Origin of the sequence: Allobosea sp., assembly GCF_051860145.1 — a bacterium.
Lineage (GTDB): Bacteria > Pseudomonadota > Alphaproteobacteria > Rhizobiales > Beijerinckiaceae > Allobosea.
In genome coordinates, this window is record NZ_JBHYEM010000004.1 from 98,846 (window position 1) to 117,414 (window position 18,569).

Sequence of the window (18,569 nt, forward strand, 5' to 3'; positions counted from 1 at the left end):
GCTGGACGCCTTCCCCGTGGCCCTGTAAGCGCGGCTGGATGGCCGAAGAGACAGCCTCCGAACCCGAAGGTCGCATCGAGCAGCTGCGCAACCGTCTGCGGCAGCTCTATCACGGGCGTTCGCCCGCCGCCGTTCGGTTCCAGCTCGCGACCACGATCGTCGACCTGCTGATCATCGCCTTCTTCGTGGCGACGCCGCTGATCCGCGACCGGCCGGCCTTCCTCTGGATCGACTATTCGGTCGCGGTGATCCTGTTCGCCGAGATCGCCGCCCGGATGCTGGCCTCGACCAACGTGCCGCGGTTGATGCGTCAGCCGAGCATGCTGCTCGATCTCTTTATCCTTGCGACGCTTCTCGCCCCGCAATGGCTGGAGAATTTCGGCTTCCTGCGAATCCTGCGCCTGTGGTCGCTCTCGCAGCGCGGGCTGATCTGGGAGCAGCTGCGCGCCACGCGCTATCGCGAATGGGAGGATGTCTCGCGGGCGCTGATCAACATCGTGACCTTCCTCTTCGTGGTCACGGGCTTCATCTACACTTTCTTCTTCCAGGGCACGTCGGGCTTCGAGGGCTATGTCGATGCCTTCTATTTCACGGTCACGACGGTGACGACGACCGGCTTCGGTGACATCACCCTGCCCGGGACCGCGGGCAAGCTCACTTCGATCGCGGTGATGATCGTCGGCATCTCGCTGTTCGTGCGCCTGGCCCAGATGGTGTTCCGGCCGAACAAGGTCACGTTTCCCTGCCCGAAATGCGCCCTGCAGCGGCATGAGCCCGACGCCGTGCACTGCAAGGCCTGCGGGCATGTGCTGAAGATACCCGATCACGCGGATTGATCAGGCGACCTCGACGCCCTTCCAGAAGGCGATGCGGCCCTTGATCTCGGCGGCGGCCGGTTGCGGGTCGGCATAGTACCAGGCCGCATCCTTGTTCTGCGCGCCGTCGACGACGAGCGAGCGGTAATTCGCCGTGCCTTTCCAGGGGCAGACCGAGGTCGTGTCGCTCGGCCTGAAGAACTCGCTCCGGATCGTCTCGCGCGGGAAATAATGGTTGCCTTCGATGACCACGGTGTCGTCGGACTCGGCCAGGACGGCGCCGTTCCAGGTTGCCTTCACCATCGCGATTGCCTTTCGAACGTGGGTCGACCGGCCGAATCTGGGGTGTCGCAAGCCGGTTCGACAGGGCGGCGAGCGCAAACAGGCTCAGTGCCGGGTCTCGACCTCTCGCTCGGCGTTCAGGCTTTCGACCGTGATCGCCGTCTTCTTCGGCATGCCGATCATGCGGCCGATCGTGGCGGGCAGCGGCATCCGGCTATGGGCGGCCTTCATCAGCGCGAGATTGGCGAGGATGTCGGCCGGGAAGGGCGTGACCTTGCGGCTCGCCATGTCGACATGAAGCGACAGGTTCTCGCTGGTGGCAGCGAGCCAGCCTTCGCTCGCATGGCGCATCTCGAGATAGTAATGCAGGCGCTTCTCGTCGAAGGCGATGAGCTGCGCCGTGACGCGGACGAGATCGCTCTCGGTCAGTTCGCGCTTGTAGAGGATGTGGCATTCCGCAGCGAAATAGGAGGCATGGCGCGAATCGACATAGTCCTGCGTCAAGCCGACGAGCGAGAAGACCTCGTCGACCGCACGGTCGAACAGCACATGATAATAAGCCATGTTGAGATGGCCGTTATAGTCGATCCATTGCGGCTCGACCCGCATCGCGGACGAAACGAAAGGTGCGAAGAACAGCGCCGGAGCGCGGATCTCGTCTTTCATGGCCGCCTCCCGCTCGGGTTACGCGCGGCGGAACGGACTTCCCACTCGCACTCTGTTGCTCTTCCGAAGCATCGCCTGCAGGCGGCGCTTCGACTCGTGCTGCGCCTCCCATGCGCCAATCCATCTTGCCGCCGATTGCGACAGGTCAGATAAAGACGTCTGCAGCCACCACCGGCCCGCTTCATCGAATCCAACTGCCTGAGAAGCCGACCAGTTCCAAGTTAAGCGCCAAGACCGGAAAAACACAATGAGCCTGCCCGCGCCCGCCCTTCATGCCACCTCCTCGCCTGTCGCAACCCTGCCGCCGTCGCCGGAGGCCATCGCGGCCGTGACGCGGGCGCTCGCCGCCAGCTTCGGGAACCGGCTGGTGACGAGCCTGGCAGTGCGCCAGCAGCACGGCCATACGCTGACCTGGATCACGAACCAGCCGCCGGATGCGGTGGTCTTTCCGCAAAGCACCGAAGAGGTCGCCGAGATCGTCAAGCTGTGCGCGAGCCATGGCGTGCCGGTCATCGCCTTCGGCACGGGCACCTCGCTGGAAGGCCATGTCAATGCGCCCTATGGCGGGGTCTCGGTCGATCTCAGCCAGATGAAGCGCATCATCGCGGTTCATGGCGAGGACCTGGATTGCGTCGTCGAGGCCGGCGTGACCCGCAAGGAGCTGAACGAGCACCTGCGCGACCAGGGCCTGTTCTTTCCGATCGACCCGGGCGCCGACGCCTCGATCGGCGGCATGGCGGCGACGCGCGCCTCGGGCACCAACGCGGTGCGTTATGGCACCATGAAGGACAATGTGCTTGCGCTGACGGCGGTGCTGGCCGACGGCTCGATCGTGAAGACCTCGAGCAGGGCGCGAAAGACTTCGGCGGGCTACGACCTGACGCGGCTTCTGGTCGGCTCGGAGGGCACGCTCGGCATCATCACCGAGGTCACGCTCAAGCTGCACGGCATTCCCGAGGCGGTCTCGGCCGGCGTCTGCCCATTCCCGTCGATCAAGGCGGCCTGCGACACCGCGATCATGACGATCCAGACCGGCTTGCCGGTGGCGCGGATCGAGCTGCTCGACGACATCATGATCCGGGGCGTGAACCTGCATTCCAAGCTCGGCCTGCCCGAGACGACGATGCTCTTCGTCGAGTTCCACGGCACCGAGGCCTGGGTGAAGGAGCAGGCCGAGCGCTTCGGCGAGATCGCGGCCGAGCATGGCGGCGGCCCGTTCGACTGGGCGACCAAGGCCGAGGACCGCACGCGGCTCTGGCAGGCGCGCCATGACGGCTACTGGGCCGGGCGCGCGCTCAGGCCGGGTGCGGACACGCTCGCGACCGATGTCTGCGTGCCGATCTCGCGGCTGGCCGAATGCGTCGAGGAGACCAAGCGCGATATCGAGGCGAGCGGCCTGATCGCGCCGATCGCGGGCCATGTCGGCGACGGCAATTTCCACACCCAGCCCTTGGTCGATCTCGCCGACGAGGATGAGATGGAACGCTGCCGCGGCTTCATCGACCGGCTCGTCAAGCGCGCGCTCGCGATGGACGGCACCTGCACCGGCGAACATGGCGTGGGGCAGAAGAAGATGAAATATCTCGAGGCCGAGCATGGCGCGCCGGCGCTCGAGATGATGCGCGTGATCAAGCGCTCGCTCGACCCGCAGAACATCCTCAACCCGGGAAAAATCCTCGTGTTGTGACATCGCGCAGGTTGCGTTGCCGTAAGCGGAGCAGGAATGTCGTGATCTCGCCGCGTCTTGGCGGCACTATCTTGGCGGCGAGATTACGAAACCGTTCGCAAGAGGGATGATCCTGCAAGGTGCGTGAAAGCCTGACCGTCCTGGCCGGTCTGCTTGTGTTGGCGCTGCTCGCTGCCCTGATCGGGCCGCGCTTCGTCGACTGGCGCCTGTACCGGCCCCAGATCGAAGCTCGGCTGAGCACGGCGTTCGGCGTCGAGACGCGCGTGGCGGGCGGCATCGGGCTGAGGCTCCTGCCGTCGCCGCGGTTGAATCTGGGTGACGTCCGCATCGGCGACCAGAGCGGCGCGACGAGCGCGGCGACGGCCGAGCAGGTCACCGTCGAGCTCGCCTTGACCGCGCTTGCGCGCGGCGAATTCCGGTTCTCCGACGCCGAGGTCGAGGGCGCGACGCTGTCCCTCGTCGCCGACGAGACCGGCGCTGTCCGGCTGCCGATCCGGTCCGGCGCCGGCCTGCCCGCCCAGACCAGCCTGGACCGCTTCAGCATTCGCCGCTCGGCCATGGTCTGGCGCGAGGCTGGCAGGGAGCCGGTGACGGTGTCGCCCATCTCGGCCGAGCTCACGGCGGTGAGCCTCGCCGGGCCCTGGCGGATCGAAGGCGAGGCGGCGGGCGCCTCGCTGCGCCTTGCGACCGGCGTGATCGAGCCGGACGGCCGCATGCGCGCCAAGGCCTCGATCATCGGCGAGGAGGCGCAACTCGGCTTCGACGGTGCCTTCCTGCTGCCGGGAGGCGCTGACGGCATCAGGCCAGGCCTGGACGGCGCTTTCACGATCGCGCCGGGCGGCGCGCTCAGCCTTGCCGGGCAGGTGAAGGGCGATGGCCGCAAGCTCGAGATCGCCGGGCTCGCGGTCGACATCGCCGGCGGCGCGGCGAAGCTCGAAGGCGAGGGCCAGTACCTTCCGGCGACGGGGTCGGGCTCGCTCGGATTGCGGGCGCGACGCGTCGATGCCGATGCGCTGATCGCGGCCCTCGGTGAGCGCCCCGGTTTCGCGCGGGCGCTGCGCGCGCTTCCCGGGACGCTCGATCTCGGCCTCGACCTCGACCAACTGGTCTGGCGCGGCGAGGATTTCTCCGCCGTCGCGCTGCGCGGGAAACTGAATGCGGAGGGGCTGGAGAACGCGTCGGCCTCGGTCCGGGTCGCCGGAGCGCTGATCGGCGCCAGCGGTGCCGCGGATGCGTCGGGCCTGCGCGGCAAGGTCAATCTCAAGGCTGAGGATGCGCGCCGCGTCGCGCTCGTCCTGGCCCGGGCCGGCCTCGATCCGGCGCTGGCCGACGCGATCGCGAATCTGGGGCGGGTCGAGGCCGAGGTGGTCGGCGACTGGGCGCCCGAGCGGCTGCATCTGGAGCGCTTCACGGTCGCCGGCGCGTCTGGCGTCACGTTCGACGGGGCCGCCGAGGTCACGGCGGACCGGCTCGGCGCGACGCTGACGGTGCAGGGGCTGGACCTCAACAGCCTGCCGCCGGGCGAGAGTTTCGCCGGACTGATCGGCAATCGCAATCTCGCCCTCGATCTCTCGCTGAACGGGGCACGTTTCCGCAGTGCGCCGCCCGGTTCGGCGAAGCTCACTCTCAGCCGTGAGGACGCCACCTGGCGCCTGAGCCGACTCGCGATCGACGGCTTCGGCGGCGTTTCGGTCAGCGGGGCGGGTGCGCTTCTGCCCGAGGGCGGCGAGATCTCCGGCCGTATTCGCGCGCCGCGCTTCGAGACGCTGGCCGCGCTCGTCGGGCCGCTCCTGCCCGATGCGGTCCGCCAGTCGCTGACGCGCGTCGGCGACGGGCTGTCGCGCCTCGACGCGAGCTATCGCCTGACGCGGGTGACGGAAGGCGACACGGCGCTTGCGGTGGAGGGCACGGCACAGGCCGGCACGCTGGCGCTGAATGCGCGCCTTGACCGCGCCGGTGCCTGGTCGGCCGCCGACCTGCGCTTCGATCTCGGCGATCGGCGCCAGGCCTTCGCGGCGCTTGGCTTGCCGCTGCCGCAGCAAGGCGGGCTTGGCCGCCTGATCATCGAGACGAGGCCGGGCCAGTTGAAGGGGTCGCTGGCCGGGAGGGGGCTCTCGATCGTGCTCGACGGGGAGGGGGGCTCCGAGGCGCCGCGCCTGACGCTGCAGGCCGATGGGCCGGGCCAGGTCCTGCCGGAAGGAACGGCGCGCCTCCTGCCCGATGCGGTGCTCGATGCGCATGGCCGCGTGAGCTTTGCCGCGGAACAGACACGGTTCGACGAGCTGGTCGCCAATCTTGGCGGCAGCAGCGCCCGGGGCACGCTGTCGCTGGCGCGCGAGGGGCCCGTCTCCGGCAAGCTCGCGCTGCAGCGGGTCGATCTGCGCAATCTGCTCAGCGCCTCGCTCGGCGCCGGTACGGCGCCCGCCAATGCGGTCTGGTCGACCGCGCGCTTCGGCACTATGCCCGGCCTCGGTGATCTCAGCCTGGCCGTCGAGGCGGCCGCACTGCGCCTGAACGACGATCTCGAGCTGGGCAATGCGAGCTTCGTGCTCGATGCCGACGCTGCCGGGATCCGGATCGGAAGCCTCGCCGGGGCTTATGGCGGCGGCAAGGTCTCGGGCCAGTTCTCGGCGCATCGCGAGGGCGGGCTCGCGCAGGTTTCCGGGCGGGTTGCCGTGGCGGGGATCGATCTCGCCGCGCTGACCGGAAACGCGCTCGCGGGCAGGCTGACCGGTCAGTTCGAGGGCGGTGGTTCGGGCGAGAGCCCGGCGCGGCTGGTGGCGAGCCTGGGGGGCTCCGGCACGCTTTCGCTCGCAGGCGCGAGCCTCGCCCGCTTCGATCCGGGTGGCTATGCCCGGGTCATCGCCGCGACGGGGGAGGATGCCTCTGAGAGCGAAAGCGGGCGCCTTCAGGCACGGCTTGCCGATGCGCTCGGCCGCGGCGCCTGGAGGCTGGGCGACATCACGCTGCCCTTCACATTGGCCGGCGGCATCGCGCGGCTCGCGCCGCAGGTGATCGAGCGCGCCGACCTGCGCGCCGAAACGAGCGGCGTCGTCGATCTCAGGGCGCTCACGGCCGACCTGCGGCTGGGGCTGCGCCCGCTCGGCCCGATGCCAAAGGGCTGGAGCCAGGCGGCGCCCGTGCTCGGCGTGGCCTGGCGGGGCCCGCTCTCGGCGCTGAACCGCGAGACCGATGTCGGGGCGCTGTCCAACGCCGTCGCGGCCAGGGCCCTGGCGCGCGAGATCGAACGCGTCGAGGCTTTCGAGGCCGATGCGCGCGAACGGGCGATGCATGCGCGCCGCCTGAGGGCCGAGCGCGAGACGCGCGAGAACGAGCGCAAGCTGGCCGATTTCCTCCGGATAGAAGAGGAGCGCCGCCTCGCCGAGGAGAAGCGCGCCGAGGACGAGCGGCGGGCGGTGGAGGCGCGGATTCTGGAGGACACCAGGCGGGGGCAGGAGGTCCTCCGGCTCGACGAGGCTCGGCGGCTGGAGGAGACCCGGAAGGCTGAGGACGCGCGGCGGCGGGCAGAGGCCGCGGCGCGGGCCGTGCCGCCCCCGGCGCCGACGGGCCCGCTGATCCTGCCTGGCGCTCCGCGCGAGAATTTCCCGACCGCCCCCGGCGTGCCGGCGCTCGGCCCGCCGATCCAGATCGACCCCGTGCCGCGGCCGCTGTCGCGGGGCGGCATTCAGCCGAACTGAGGCCGATGCCTCGCAGATTGATTCAAGTCGTTCCGATCCTGATTCAGGGCGCGGCGGCAAGTCACTGGCGCAAAATCGTTTTCGGTGGCGGCGCGGTTTCAGCGCTCTCCCGCCAGGGCCTGATAATGCGCCAGGACATGCAGGCGCAGGGCCGAAGACAGATTGGTCTCGCCGCGGCGCGAATCCACGTCGGACACCAGCGCGGCCAAAGTCAGTTTCTCGCGCGCGGCGATCTCCTTCAGGGCGGCCCAGAACGGTTCCTCGAGCGAGACGCTGGTGCGGTGACCGGCGATCGCCAGCGAATGCTTGCGCTCGCCGGTCACGGTGATGGCTCGTCCTTGCCGCCTCCCGGAGCCGGCAGGCGGTGGCCGTCGAGCTCGCGGGCGGCTTTTTCCTGCCGGGCGTCGGCAAGGTTGCGCTCGGCCTTGCTGCGCCCGAAGGTGATGCGGTTCTGGTCGGCCTGCTTTTCGGCCGCCACGCGCTCGCGCTGCTTGCGGGCCCGCCGAAGATTGACGATCTCGGCCATGCGGGCGCGTTCAGGCCGGGCCGAGCATGCGCTCGGGCCGCACGGTGCTGTCGAAGAGCTCCGCCTCGACGCCGGCCTTCAGGGCCTCGTCGCGCAAGGTCGTGCCGTTGTGATGGGCGGCCTTGGCGATGTTGGCGGCCTTGTCGTAGCCGATGGCCGGGGCCAGCGCGGTGACGAGCATCAGCGAGCGCGAGAGCAGCTCGGCGAGCCGGTCCTCGTTGGCGACGATGCCTTCGACGCAATGGACGCGGAAGCTCTCGGCGGCATCGGCGAGAAGCCTGACCGATTGCAGGAAGGCGGCGGCGATCACCGGCTTGAAGACGTTGAGCTCGAAATGGCCCTGGCTCGCGGCGAAGCCGATCGTGGCCTGGTTGCCGTGGACCTGCGTCGCAACCATGGTCAGCGCCTCGGCCTGGGTCGGGTTGACCTTGCCGGGCATGATCGAGGAGCCGGGCTCGTTCTCGGGCAGGCTGATCTCGCCGAGGCCCGAGCGCGGACCGGAGCCCATCAGCCGGATGTCGTTGGCGATCTTGAACAGATCCATCGCCAGCGCGTCGAGCGCGCCATGGGCCGCCAGCAGCGCGCCGTGGCTCGCCAGCGCCTCGAAAGCGTTCGCGGCCGGACGGAAGGGCAGGCCGGTGAGCGAGGCGACCTCCTTGGCGAAGAAGGCGGCGAAGTCGCGATGGGTGTTGAGGCCGGTGCCGACCGCCGTGCCGCCCTGCGCCAGCGCGTGCAGTCCGCCGAGCGAAGCCTCGATCCGGCCGATGCCGAGATGCAACTGCATGGCATAGCCGGAGAATTCCTGGCCGAGCGTGACCGGTGTCGCATCCTGGAGATGGGTGCGGCCGATCTTGATCAGGTCGGAAAAGCTCTCAGCCTTGGCCTGCAGCGCCTGCTCGAGCTTGCGCAGCGCCGGCAGCAGGAGGCGCGAGACCTCGAGCGCGGCGGCAATGTGCATCGCGGTCGGAAAGCAGTCGTTCGAGGACTGGCCACGGTTGACCTGATCATTGGGATGCACCGGGCTCTTGGCGCCCAGCCCGGCTCCGAGGATCTCGTTGGCGCGGTTGGCCAGCACCTCGTTGACGTTCATGTTGGTCTGGGTGCCGGACCCGGTCTGCCAGACGACGAGCGGGAAGTGGTCGTCGAAACGCCCGGCCAGCGCCTCGTCGCTCGCCTGGCCGATGGCGCCGGCGGCGCGCTGGTCGATCAGGCCGAGCCGCGCATTGACATGGGCTGCGGCCTTCTTGACCAGGACGAGCGCGTGGATCAGCGGCAGCGGCATGCGCTCGCGCGGGCCGCCGATGCGGAAATTCTCGAGCGAACGCTGCGTCTGGGCGCCCCAGTACCGATCCGAAGGAACGGCGATCGGGCCGAAGGAATCGGTTTCGGTGCGGGTGTCGGCCATTGGCGGCTATCAGGTCTTCTTGCGGAAGGAATCGAGGCTGACGACCTGCGCGCCACCGGCATCGTCATCGTCCGCGGCCTCGACTTCGGCGTCCGCCTTCTTGTCGGTCGATTTCGCGGCCGATCCGTCGTCGCGGCCAGCGGCCTTGCCCTTCGCGGCCGGGAGGCTGGCCGGCGCCGGCTTGACCGGCAGCGCGAGCGGCGCCGGGGGCGCCACGCTCGGCTCCGATCCCGCTCCGCGCGGGGTCTTGGTCGCGCCCGGCGCCTGATCGCTGTTGGAGGCCTCTTCGGGCGCGTCCTGGGTCTCGAATTTCAGCCCGAACTGGACGGACGGGTCGAAGAAGGTGGTGATCGCATCGAACGGGACGAGGAGCCTTTCGGGCACGCCCGAGAAGGACAGGCCGACCTCGAAGGCGTGCTCGCCGACATTCAGGTCCCAGAACTGATGCTGGAGGACGATCGTCATCTCGTCGGGATGCTTGTCGCGCAGCCGCTGAGAGAGGCGCACGCCCGGCGCGGTGGTGCGGAAGGTGACGTAGAAATGATGGTCGCCCGGCAGGCCGTCCCGGCTCGCCTCGGTCAGGATCTTGCGTACGACTCCCTTCAGCGCGTCCTGCACCATGAGATCGTAGCGAAGAATATCCTGTACCATCGTGTCGATTATCCGTGTGCGCATCCGGGCAGGGCGGAGAGCCGGGAGGTCCCTGCCATAAAAAAGTGGAGGCTTCTGTTGCCAGGCGCCTCCGAGCCCCGCCTTACGCGGCTAAACGCAAGGACTTTGGTTTGGGAACCAGCACCGCTTACGCGGCGACAGCAACCCGAGCATTGTTGTCGTTGGCAACTATGCTTTTGGCCCGATAACGGCGGAACCATGCCGAGCAAAAGAACGACCTTTACACCCTCGTCGATCCTATTTCGCCCCCGCCAAAACCCTGCCGCTTGCGCCGCGAGGCTGACCTGCAGCCGGAGCTGCAGGGCTGTGGTGGAGGCGCCGGGTACCGCCCCCGGGTCCGAAAAGCTTATTCCGACGTCCGTTTATCGCCATAGCCGTCCTTGCGAACGGCAAGGCGAATATAGGCACTGAGCGCGCGCGGGGAAAGAGAGCATTCTCGCTTCCCCCTTCGATAGACGTGAATCGACGGCCGCATGCCCGGGAAGGGGCCAGGGCGAGGTCCATTCAGCGCAGCACGGCGCCTTTTTTCGCGTCGACATCGATGGCGAGCTCGAGATTCTCCCGGTCGCGCCCGGCGATCTCCCAGCGGTCGCCGTGAAACGCGATCTCCTCGATATGGACGATGCCGTTGCGCCAGGCGATTCGGCGGGCATCGTTCTCGTCGATCCGGGCATGGCTCGTCGCTGCCGCCGGGGGCTCGGCGCGAATCGCGACGGGCGTGGGCGCAGGCCAGGTCGAGGCGAGCAGGAAGGAGACAAGGCACGCGGCTTTGCTCATGGTGGGGATCTCATCGGTATGCGAATTGTCGTGTGCTTGCGACTACACGACCGAATTGAGGCCGGCATCCGGCGCTGCCAATGCCGCGGCGATCAATGCTGATCGCATTTGCGTGAGGGCGTCGGCCGCAAAAGCGCATGCGAGCCGAAGGCCGGCTCCTCGTCATGCGTCACCCGCGCATCGATCGCTTTGGATGATGCGCGGCTGCGTTCTTGGGGCGAGCCACCGAATCCGGCTATTGCTTGGCCATGCCCCAGTATCACGACCTCCAACGCGTCCTGACCGAGGGCGTTCGGCTGCGGCCATGCTGCCGGCCGCATCGAGCGGTCAGGGTAACCTTCGTATCCGTCACCTTTCCCGCCTCTAGACTTCATCCCTCAACCCGTCTGCTCCGCTATTTTCCCGTCGCGGCCGGCAGCTCTTCGCGCCCAGCCCATTCGTGCCAGGATCCGACGAAGATACGGACATCCTCGTAGCCGGACTGACGCAGCGCGTAGAGCACGGTCGCCGCCCGTGCGCCGCGATGGCAATAGGTTATGATCGTCTGGTTCCTTCGCAGGCCGGCTTTCTCAGCGAGCACCGCGACTTCGGCCGGCGAACGATAAGCGCCACCCTCGATCAGATCTTCCCAGAAGATGTGACGGCAGCCAGGAATGCGGCCGGCCCGCGCGCAGCAGGGATGGACGAAATCGCCCGTGAACTCGCTGCGCCGGCGCACATCGAGCACTGTCGCTGCCTCGGCCGTCTCGTCGATCGAGGCGATCAACTCGCGCCGGAACGGGCGGCGCGGCTGCAAGCCGGCCTCAGCTGGCGCTATGATCGCCGAGGGTCCGTTACCGGGTTCGACCGGGAGGTCGGCGGCGCGCCAGGCCTTGATGCCGCCATCGAGGATCAAGCCGCCTTCAAGTCCGAGGAACTCGTGGAACCAGAGGCCGCGCGGCGAGATCATGCCGGTGTCCTCCTCGAAGAAGACGACGGTCTTCGCCTCGAACAGGTTCAAGCCCTCGAACGCCGCCTCGGTTGCCGCTGCGAGCGAGGTGATGCCTGCTTCGTCGCTTTGTGGGATGAAGTAGTCGTAGACGTTGAGATGGATCGCGCCGGGCAGGCTCGCCTCGCGCCAGGCATCGATGCCGCGCACATCGACGAGGACGAGACCGGGTTCGCCGAGCCGCGCCTGCAGCGCCCTTGCATCGATCGTCACAGCCATGGCCAGTCGCTCCTGTCCTGATGCGTTTTTGGCGCTGAATGCGCGACGCCCGCGCTGGCGATGACGCGGGCGGCGAGCGCTATGTCGAAGATGTTGAGCCCGAAGCTCGACAGATAGACGAGGCTGCCGGGCCTAGGCGCAAAGCCGCCGGCGAGCGCCGTCCCGAGATCGGCCGCGACGCGCTCCTGGGGGAAGCGCCCGGCGCGGTGCATCTGGAACAGGCTCTTGGCGCTCTTCAGCCGGAATTCGCCCCAGAGATCGACCACGACATGGTCCGCCTTGTCGATCGCATCGAAGGTAACCTCGTGATAGCCGACCTGGACGAGCAATCGACCGGGCGTCAATGCAGCGGCGTCGAGGATCGGCTCCCTGGCGTCGGTGCAGGTCAGGACGGCGTCGCAGAGCGCCGCCTCCTCCGGGCTCGCTGCCACCGCGACAGGGAAGGGCCAATTCCGTGCCGCCAGTGCGTCCGCCTTGGCGCGCGTCCGGTTCCAGATCACCACCCGCTCCAGCCCCGGATGCAGCGCTGCCAGCATCTCCAGATGCGTGCGGGCATGGAAGCCGGCGCCGAGCACCGCGGCGCTGCGCAGCGGCACGGGCATCAAAACCTCCAGCGCCAGCGCCGAGACGGCGGCGGTGCGTATCGCGGTCAGCAGTGCGCTCTCGGCGATGCCGAGCGGCAGGCCGGTCCGGCGATCATTGACGATGGTGGAGGAGGCGATCATCGGCAGCCCGTCGTCAAGCGCGGGGCGATGCGCCGTCCATTTCACGCCTGCGGCCTGGAAGCGCCCGCCGAGCGAGGCCGGCAGGGCGTAAGCCCGGCCGGGAACCTCCGGAGCGCCGAGCGCGACCGAGGTCTCGGCCGGCATCTCGGCCTCGCCCGCGCGCAGCAGCGCGAAGGCGTCGCGCATATCGGCCAGCGCGAGCAAGAAATCCGCGCCGCCGGCTGCGATCACCGCCGCACGATCGAGCACGGGCAGGCTCATGCCGGCACGGCGTCCGGCGCCTCGGTCAACACCTTGGCGAAGGGGTAGAGCGCCGGGCTGCCGCCGCAATGCACGAAGAGCACGTCGCTGCCGGCCGGGATCTTGCCGCTGGCGGCGAGCGCGAGCACGCCGTCCATCGCCTTGCCGGTATAGACCGGGTCGAGCAGCACGCCGTCGCTCTGGGCGACGCGGTTGATCGTGGCGATACCGCCCGGGCTTGGCACGCCATAGGCCCCGCCGACGAAGCTATCCTCGATCCAGATATCGGCCGGCTTGAAATCCTGCGGCCAACCGAGCAGCGCGGCGCAGTCATTGGCCATGCCGGCGATGCGCTCCTGGAACCAGGCGGCGTCGCGGCTGACGCTGATGCCGACGATCTTCGTCTTCGGCCAGTATTTGCGGATGCCGACATGCAGGCCGGCCAGCGTGCCGCCGGAGCCGGCGGGCGCCGCGACGATGTCGGGCGGTTGGCGCCCGGCTGCGTCGAGCTGACGCGACATCTCCTCGACGGCGCGGACATAGCCGAGCGCGCCGAGCGGATTGGCCCCGCCGAGCGGGATGACATAGCCGACCTTGCCTGCGGCTTCCGCGGCTTTCGCATGGGCTGCCATGCGGGGGTCGACCAGCGTGAAATACTCGGTCGGTTCAAGGAATTCGAGCGTCGCGCCCAAGAGGCGGTCGAGCAGAAGATTGCCCTGATATTCGGTCGGCGGGTTGCCGCGCAGCACCAGCACGGCTTCCATGCCGAAGCGCCGCGCCGCGGCCGCGACCATGCGGGCATGGTTGGACTGGTGGCCACCGGTGGTGATCAGTACGCCGGCCTTCTTGGCGAGCGCGTCGGCGAGCAGGAATTCGAGCTTGCGCACCTTGTTGCCGCCGCCGCCGAAGCCGCAATAATCGTCGCGCTTCATCCTGAGCGTGATGCCGGTTTCAGTCGAGAGGTTCGGCAAATCGTCGATCGGCGTCGGGAAGAAGCCGAGTTCGACGCGCGGGAAATCGTCGGGTGTCATCGCGAGATACTCCGGATGGTGGTGATGTGGTTCATGGCCGGCCCTTGGCCGCAATCGCCGGCAGCCAGAGCAGCAGCGACTGGATGAAGCGGTCGATGCCGGCAAGCTCGACGAACTCGTCGGGGCCATGGGCGTTGCCGCCATGGCCGAGCCCGCCGATGATGAAGGCGTCGCTGACCCCTGCGAAGGCATAGGCCGGCGCGGCGCCGATGGCCCAGGGCCAGGATTGCGGCTTGGCTCTGAGCGCCCGGTAGCTCTCCGCGAGTTCGGAGAAGCCGAGCGCGGCGGGATCGAACCAGCAGCCGGGATAGGCATCGTCGCGTGTCAGCATCGCCGGAGCACAATCCCGAGCGAGGCGGGCGATCTCCTCCTCGGCATCGAACCCGGCAGGTAGGCGCATGTCGAAGCGAGCGCTTGCGCCTGTCGGGATGACGCTGCGCCCGCCAGGGGGCGACGAGGCGATGTCCGCCAGATTGAGATGTGCCGCTGTCAGCACATGCTCCAGCAACGCGCGCGGCGTCCCATCACGGGAGAAGCGGCTGGTTGCGCGGAAGGCGAGTTCAGCCTGCGGGTCGAAGGCGGCGACCAACTCGTCGAGCACGGGTGTGAGTAGGGCGGGGAGGGCCACCGCTCCACGCAAGCCGCCATCGAGGCCGGCGAGCGCCTTGGCGAGCTCCCATATCGGATTGGCGATCCAGGGCGAATTCGAGGCGTGGCAGGGTTTCATCGGCCCGCCCCAGTCGCCGCTCTCGATGGAGATCCTGCCCTGAGCCAGACCCTTGAAGCCGAAATAGATCCGCGGCGGCCCGCCGCCATATTCGCAGAAGGACGGGAACAGCGCCGTCGAGGCACGGCGCACCGGCGTGTCGTCAGCGGTCAGGTAACGCCGCAAGGCGCCGCTGCCGGTCTCCTCCTGGCCTTCGAGCAGGATCTCGATATCGGCGTCGAGGCCGGAGGTCGCGATGAGATGGGCGAGCGCGACCAGCATCGCCGCCATCGGGCCCTTGTTGTTCTCCGCTCCGCGCGCGACATAACGCGGGCCTTCGGGGCTTTCGATCACGCCGCCAAGGAAGGGATCGACGCTCCAGCCCTCGGGCGTGGCCGGCATCACGTCATACATGTTGTAGAGCAGGATCGTGACGGGCGCCCCGCGCTCGATCCGGGCATGGACGACCGGCGGATCGAGGGCGAGCCCCTCCGCGATAATGGTCATACCGAGATCGTCACGCAGATGGGCGACGAGCACGTCCGCCATCGCCTTCAATCCCGCTTCATTGCCGGCGACGGAGCGGATCGGCGTCCATTCCGCCAGCAGGTCGAGGGTGCGGCCGCGAAGGCGCGCGATCGTCTCAGACCCGGTCACAGCCTGATCCTCGGGTTCAGCAGCACATAGGCGAGGTCGACCAGCAGGTTCGCCAGCACGAACACGGTCGAGGCCAGTAGCACCACTGCCTGCACCAGCGGGAAGTCGCGGTTCTGGATCGCCTGGACCGCGAGCCGGCCGATGCCGGGCCAGGCGAAGATGATCTCGGTGACGAGCGCGCCGCCGAGCAGGGCGGCGAAATACATCGCCTGCACCGTCAGGACCGGGATCAGCGCATTACGCAGCGCATGGCCGATGATGACGCGGCCCGGCGAAAGCCCCTTGGCGCGGGCGGTGCGGATATAGTCCTCGCCCATCACGTCGATCAGGCTCGCGCGCACGAGGCGCGTCACCGCGCTGGTGTAGTAGGCGCCCAGCGTCAGCGCCGGCAGGACGAGATGGCGCACCTCGCCATAGCCGCCGGTCGGCAGCAGGCGCCATTTCATCGCGAAGAACAGGATCAGCACGAGGCCGAGCCAGAACACCGGCACGGCCTGGCCCGCCAGTGCCACGGTTCGCACCAGGAAGTCGACGAAGCCGCCGGGCCTGATCGCGGCCAGCACGCCGAAGACGAAGCCCAGCGTCGTGCTCCAGGCCAGCGCCGCGACCGCGAGCAAGGCGGTCGCCGGCAAACGCTCGAGCACCAGCTCCAGCACCGGCCGCTGGAAGCGCAGCGACATCCCGAAATCGCCGGTCAGCGCCTTGCCGAGATAGCGCAGATATTGGACCAGGACGGGATCGTCGAAGCCCATCGCCTTGCGGAAGGCGTCGATCTCGGCGCGGCTGGCATCGGGCGACATCATCAGCGCCGCTGGATCGCCCGCCAGGAACAGGCAGAAGAACACGATCGCCGAGACGCCGAGCAGGACGACGATCGATTGCAGCAGGCGGTTGCCGAGGAAGCGCAGCATGGCTCAGTCGACCCGGACTTGCGTCAGGCGGATCAGCCCGTCGCCCAGGAAGTTGAAGCCGACGACCAGCGCGGCGATGACCAGGCCGGGATAGATCACCAGCCAATCGGAGACGAGTAGATAGGAGCGTCCTTCGCCGATCAGGTTGCCGAGCGTCGGCACCGGCGGCTGTACGCCCAAGCCCAGAAAGCCGATCGAGGCCTCCAGCACGATCAGGCGGGGCAGGTCGAGCGTCAGCAGCACGATCTGCGGCGTGACGATGTTGGGCAGGATGTGGCGCAGCACGATGCGCGGGCGCGAGGCGCCGAGCGCGCGCGCCGCCTCGACATAGTCGAGCTCGCGCACCTCCAGCGTGCGGGCGCGCGCCACACGGGCGAAGATCGCCCAGCCGGTGACGCCGAGAACGACCACGACATTGGCGATGCTGGGGCCCAGCACCGCGATCACCAGCAGCACCAGCAGGATGAAGGGGATCGAGAGCTGGATGTCGACGAGCCGCATGATGACGATGTCGGTCCAGCCGCCGGCATAGCCCGCCAGCAGCCCGAGGCCGGTGCCGATCAGCGCCGAGATCAGCCCCGCGATCACGACGATGCCAAGGGACAGCTGCGTTCCGGCCATGATCCGCACCAGCAGGTCGCGGCCGAGCTGGTCGGTGCCGAGCGGGTGCCATTGCCCGGAGACGATGGTTCCGGGCGGCTTGAAGGTTGCGGTCAGGACGCCCTTGATCGGATCGAGCGTCCAGAGCTGCGGGCCGAGCACGGCCAGCAGCAGCACGGCGAACAGGAGTGCCGCGCCGACCCAGCCATCGGCGCCGGCAAAGGAGCGTCTCAACTCCGGTGTCACGGACCGAACTTCAGGTCGAACAAGGGCAGGCGGGCGTCCGGGCGCCCCTTGAAGACGAGGTCCTTGCGCGCCGCATAAAGCGAGTCTTCCTGGTAGAGCGTCAGCAGCGGCACATCCTCGACCATCTTGTCCTGGATCTCCAGCAGCACGGCCTTGCGCTTGTCGGCGTCGACGATCTTGCGGCTCTGGTCGAGCAGCGCGTCGAGCGCCGGCATCGAGACGGTCGAATAAGGCTCGCCCGAGCGCAGGATGGCGAAGAGCGCGGCGTCGGCGTCGAGCGTCTGGGTCGAACCCCAGGCCAGCATGTAGATCGGCGCCTGTTTGCCGGCCGGGACCTGCTGCGCATAGACCGACCATTCCGGCACTTCGAGCTCAGCCTTGACGCCGATGGCGGCAAATTGCTGCGCGATCGCCTGGCCGACCTCGGCGGAGGAGATGTAGCGGCGCGGCACCTGCATCTTGATCGCGAAGCCGTCGGGATAGCCGGCCTCCGCCAGCAGCGCCTTGGCCCTGGCCGGATCATAGGCCGGCGGCTCGATCGCCTTGTAGCCGAAATCGGCCGGGCTGGTCTGGCTGCCGGTCGCGGTGCCGAGACCCTTGAGGATTTCCGCGACGATGGTCTTGCGGTCGATCGCCATCGAGAGCGCGCGCCGGACCTTGACGTCGGAGAGCGGCTTCTCGCTGGATTTGAGCCCGAGATAGATTGTCAGCCCGCCATTGCGGACCTGTTCGAGATTGAGCTCGGGGCTCGCCTTGACGAGGCCGACGAGCTCGGCCGGCACGCCCTCGATCAACTGCACCTCGCCGGAGACCAGCGCCGCGATGCGGGCCGTCGCCTCGGGAATCGGCTTCCAGACGACGCGCCCGATCGTCGGCTTGCCGCGCCAGTAGTCGGGATTGGCGACCATGACGACGCGGTCGTCCTGGACGAATTCGGCGACCTTGTAAGGGCCGGTGCCGACCGGCTTGCGGGCGAAGACGTCCTTGCCGACCTCGGCGATATATTTCGGCGGCACGATATAGGCGGGGTAGCGGCTCATCCGCGTCGGCAGCAGCGGGTCGGGCCCGTTGGTGCGTACGCGCACGGTCAGGGGATCGACGATATCGACGCCGACCACCGAGCGGACATAGGAGATCGTCGGCGACTTGGCATCGGGGTCGATCACGCGATCGAAGGTGAATTTGACGGCGGCCGCGTCGAAGGCCTCGCCATTGTGGAATTTCACGCCCGGCCGGAGCTTGAACTCCCAGGTCGTGTCGTCGATCGCGGCCCAGGACAGGGCAAGGCCCGGGATCAGCTTCATCTCCTTGTCGCGCAGGATCAGCGTGTCGAAGACGTTGTCGACCAGCGTCCCCGGCTCGCGCAGAAAGCCGGGATCCAGCGTCGCGGCAGAGGTTGCGCGCCCGATCACGAGCTCGTTGGGGGCGGCGAGGCCGGGCGACGCGGCGGTTGCCGCCAGCAGGCCCAAGCCCAGCGCTCCAGATAGGATCCGTCGCATGGCAATCCCCTTTTTGTCGGCTGCGCCAGAATTTCGTCGCGCTGCAGAATATATTCTGTAACATCGTCCGCAAGAGATATTGCGTCTGAATTTGTGGCAGGCGGGAGAACGTTTGATGGGCAGGTCAGCCATGGTTTGGAAGGCTGTGACGAAGGCTCCGTGCTGCGCTGCCGGGCGTTGCGGCCAGCCATTGCCAATCGCGAAGCGCCGCGACATCTT

At 68.2% G+C, this 18,569-nt stretch carries 17 protein-coding genes and 1 other RNA gene; 3 read left to right on the top strand and 15 right to left on the bottom strand.

Going from position 1 to position 18,569, the window contains the following annotated elements; translation table 11 throughout:
* Window positions 1-38: 38 nt before the first annotated feature.
* Window positions 39-836 (top strand): ion channel, encoded by a 798-nt coding sequence (locus ACTIF2_RS08365; protein ID WP_439496594.1) that lies wholly within the window; start codon window positions 39-41, stop codon window positions 834-836.
* Here the strand turns inward: ACTIF2_RS08365 and ACTIF2_RS08370 are convergent, their stop codons facing one another.
* A complete protein-coding gene (locus tag ACTIF2_RS08370) occupies window positions 837-1,118 on the bottom strand; it encodes a DUF427 domain-containing protein (protein WP_439496595.1) in 282 nt (93 codons plus the stop codon).
* Window positions 1,119-1,202: 84 nt separating this feature from the next.
* Window positions 1,203-1,763, bottom strand: coding sequence for a thioesterase family protein (locus ACTIF2_RS08375; protein ID WP_439496596.1), 561 nt, complete (start codon window positions 1,761-1,763; stop codon window positions 1,203-1,205).
* A 247-nt stretch (window positions 1,764-2,010) separates the two neighbouring features.
* On the opposite strand from ACTIF2_RS08375, the gene ACTIF2_RS08380 reads away from it, so the two are divergent.
* Together ACTIF2_RS08380 and ACTIF2_RS08385 are read left to right on the top strand one after the other, a co-directional pair.
* Window positions 2,011-3,450, top strand: a complete 1,440-nt coding sequence (locus ACTIF2_RS08380) for an FAD-binding oxidoreductase (RefSeq protein ID WP_439496597.1) — start codon at window positions 2,011-2,013, stop codon at window positions 3,448-3,450.
* Between the two features lie 119 nt (window positions 3,451-3,569).
* Entirely contained in the window at window positions 3,570-7,148 is a 3,579-nt protein-coding gene (locus tag ACTIF2_RS08385) for an AsmA family protein (protein WP_439496598.1), read from the top strand.
* A gap of 98 nt (window positions 7,149-7,246) precedes the next feature.
* Here ACTIF2_RS08385 and ACTIF2_RS08390 read toward each other — a convergent pair whose 3' ends face one another.
* The 13 genes from ACTIF2_RS08390 to ACTIF2_RS08450 form a co-directional block, all read right to left on the bottom strand.
* Window positions 7,247-7,471 (bottom strand): ribbon-helix-helix domain-containing protein, encoded by a 225-nt coding sequence (locus tag ACTIF2_RS08390; protein ID WP_439496599.1) that lies wholly within the window; start codon window positions 7,469-7,471, stop codon window positions 7,247-7,249.
* The gene (locus ACTIF2_RS08395; protein ID WP_439496600.1) at window positions 7,468-7,674 is read right to left on the bottom strand and encodes a DUF4169 family protein; all 207 of its coding nucleotides are present in this window, start codon (window positions 7,672-7,674) and stop codon (window positions 7,468-7,470) included. Before ACTIF2_RS08395 ends, ACTIF2_RS08390 begins: the two co-directional genes overlap by 4 nt.
* 10 nt (window positions 7,675-7,684) lie before the next feature.
* Window positions 7,685-9,079 carry a class II fumarate hydratase gene (fumC, locus tag ACTIF2_RS08400; protein WP_439496601.1) on the bottom strand — a complete coding sequence of 465 codons (1,395 nt, stop codon included), beginning with the start codon at window positions 9,077-9,079 and terminating at the stop codon, window positions 7,685-7,687.
* A 9-nt stretch (window positions 9,080-9,088) separates the two neighbouring features.
* On the bottom strand, window positions 9,089-9,730 hold the full coding sequence (locus ACTIF2_RS08405; RefSeq protein ID WP_439496602.1) for an SspB family protein: 642 nt from the start codon (window positions 9,728-9,730) through the stop codon (window positions 9,089-9,091).
* Window positions 9,731-9,794: 64 nt separating this feature from the next.
* Window positions 9,795-10,181, bottom strand: a transfer-messenger RNA (tmRNA) gene (gene ssrA / locus ACTIF2_RS08410).
* A gap of 74 nt (window positions 10,182-10,255) precedes the next feature.
* Window positions 10,256-10,528, bottom strand: coding sequence for a PepSY domain-containing protein (locus ACTIF2_RS08415; RefSeq protein ID WP_439496603.1), 273 nt, complete (start codon window positions 10,526-10,528; stop codon window positions 10,256-10,258).
* 394 nt (window positions 10,529-10,922) lie between these two features.
* Window positions 10,923-11,735 carry a sulfurtransferase gene (locus ACTIF2_RS08420; protein ID WP_439496604.1) on the bottom strand — a complete coding sequence of 271 codons (813 nt, stop codon included), beginning with the start codon at window positions 11,733-11,735 and terminating at the stop codon, window positions 10,923-10,925.
* A complete protein-coding gene (locus ACTIF2_RS08425; protein ID WP_439496605.1) occupies window positions 11,726-12,721 on the bottom strand; it encodes a hypothetical protein in 996 nt (331 codons plus the stop codon). Before ACTIF2_RS08425 ends, ACTIF2_RS08420 begins: the two co-directional genes overlap by 10 nt.
* Window positions 12,718-13,731, bottom strand: a complete 1,014-nt coding sequence (locus tag ACTIF2_RS08430) for a 1-aminocyclopropane-1-carboxylate deaminase/D-cysteine desulfhydrase (protein ID WP_439496606.1) — start codon at window positions 13,729-13,731, stop codon at window positions 12,718-12,720. The genes ACTIF2_RS08425 and ACTIF2_RS08430 overlap by 4 nt, the downstream gene beginning before the upstream one ends.
* A 31-nt stretch (window positions 13,732-13,762) precedes the next feature.
* Window positions 13,763-15,094, bottom strand: coding sequence for a M20 family metallopeptidase (locus ACTIF2_RS08435; RefSeq protein WP_439496607.1), 1,332 nt, complete (start codon window positions 15,092-15,094; stop codon window positions 13,763-13,765).
* Window positions 15,091-16,005, bottom strand: coding sequence for an ABC transporter permease (locus ACTIF2_RS08440; protein ID WP_439496608.1), 915 nt, complete (start codon window positions 16,003-16,005; stop codon window positions 15,091-15,093). The genes ACTIF2_RS08435 and ACTIF2_RS08440 overlap by 4 nt, the downstream gene beginning before the upstream one ends.
* A 3-nt stretch (window positions 16,006-16,008) precedes the next feature.
* Window positions 16,009-16,839 (bottom strand): ABC transporter permease, encoded by an 831-nt coding sequence (locus ACTIF2_RS08445; protein ID WP_439496609.1) that lies wholly within the window; start codon window positions 16,837-16,839, stop codon window positions 16,009-16,011.
* A gap of 8 nt (window positions 16,840-16,847) precedes the next feature.
* Window positions 16,848-18,350, bottom strand: coding sequence for an ABC transporter substrate-binding protein (locus tag ACTIF2_RS08450; protein WP_439496610.1), 1,503 nt, complete (start codon window positions 18,348-18,350; stop codon window positions 16,848-16,850).
* Window positions 18,351-18,569: the final 219 nt, after the last annotated feature.

Excerpts from the sequence above, each read along its gene's own strand:
- ACTIF2_RS08365 (WP_439496594.1), top strand. The coding sequence starts at position 39 with ATGGCCGAAGAGACAGCCTCCGAACCCGAAGGTCGCATCGAGCAGCTG.
- ACTIF2_RS08370 (WP_439496595.1), bottom strand. The coding sequence starts at position 1,118 with ATGGTGAAGGCAACCTGGAACGGCGCCGTCCTGGCCGAGTCCGACGAC.
- ACTIF2_RS08375 (WP_439496596.1), bottom strand. The coding sequence starts at position 1,763 with ATGAAAGACGAGATCCGCGCTCCGGCGCTGTTCTTCGCACCTTTCGTT.
- ACTIF2_RS08380 (WP_439496597.1), top strand. The coding sequence starts at position 2,011 with ATGAGCCTGCCCGCGCCCGCCCTTCATGCCACCTCCTCGCCTGTCGCA.
- ACTIF2_RS08395 (WP_439496600.1), bottom strand. The coding sequence starts at position 7,674 with ATGGCCGAGATCGTCAATCTTCGGCGGGCCCGCAAGCAGCGCGAGCGC.
- fumC (WP_439496601.1), bottom strand. The coding sequence starts at position 9,079 with ATGGCCGACACCCGCACCGAAACCGATTCCTTCGGCCCGATCGCCGTT.
- ACTIF2_RS08405 (WP_439496602.1), bottom strand. The coding sequence starts at position 9,730 with ATGGTACAGGATATTCTTCGCTACGATCTCATGGTGCAGGACGCGCTG.
- ACTIF2_RS08415 (WP_439496603.1), bottom strand. The coding sequence starts at position 10,528 with ATGAGCAAAGCCGCGTGCCTTGTCTCCTTCCTGCTCGCCTCGACCTGG.
- ACTIF2_RS08420 (WP_439496604.1), bottom strand. The coding sequence starts at position 11,735 with ATGGCTGTGACGATCGATGCAAGGGCGCTGCAGGCGCGGCTCGGCGAA.
- ACTIF2_RS08425 (WP_439496605.1), bottom strand. The coding sequence starts at position 12,721 with ATGAGCCTGCCCGTGCTCGATCGTGCGGCGGTGATCGCAGCCGGCGGC.
- ACTIF2_RS08430 (WP_439496606.1), bottom strand. The coding sequence starts at position 13,731 with ATGACACCCGACGATTTCCCGCGCGTCGAACTCGGCTTCTTCCCGACG.
- ACTIF2_RS08440 (WP_439496608.1), bottom strand. The coding sequence starts at position 16,005 with ATGCTGCGCTTCCTCGGCAACCGCCTGCTGCAATCGATCGTCGTCCTG.
- ACTIF2_RS08450 (WP_439496610.1), bottom strand. The coding sequence starts at position 18,350 with ATGCGACGGATCCTATCTGGAGCGCTGGGCTTGGGCCTGCTGGCGGCA.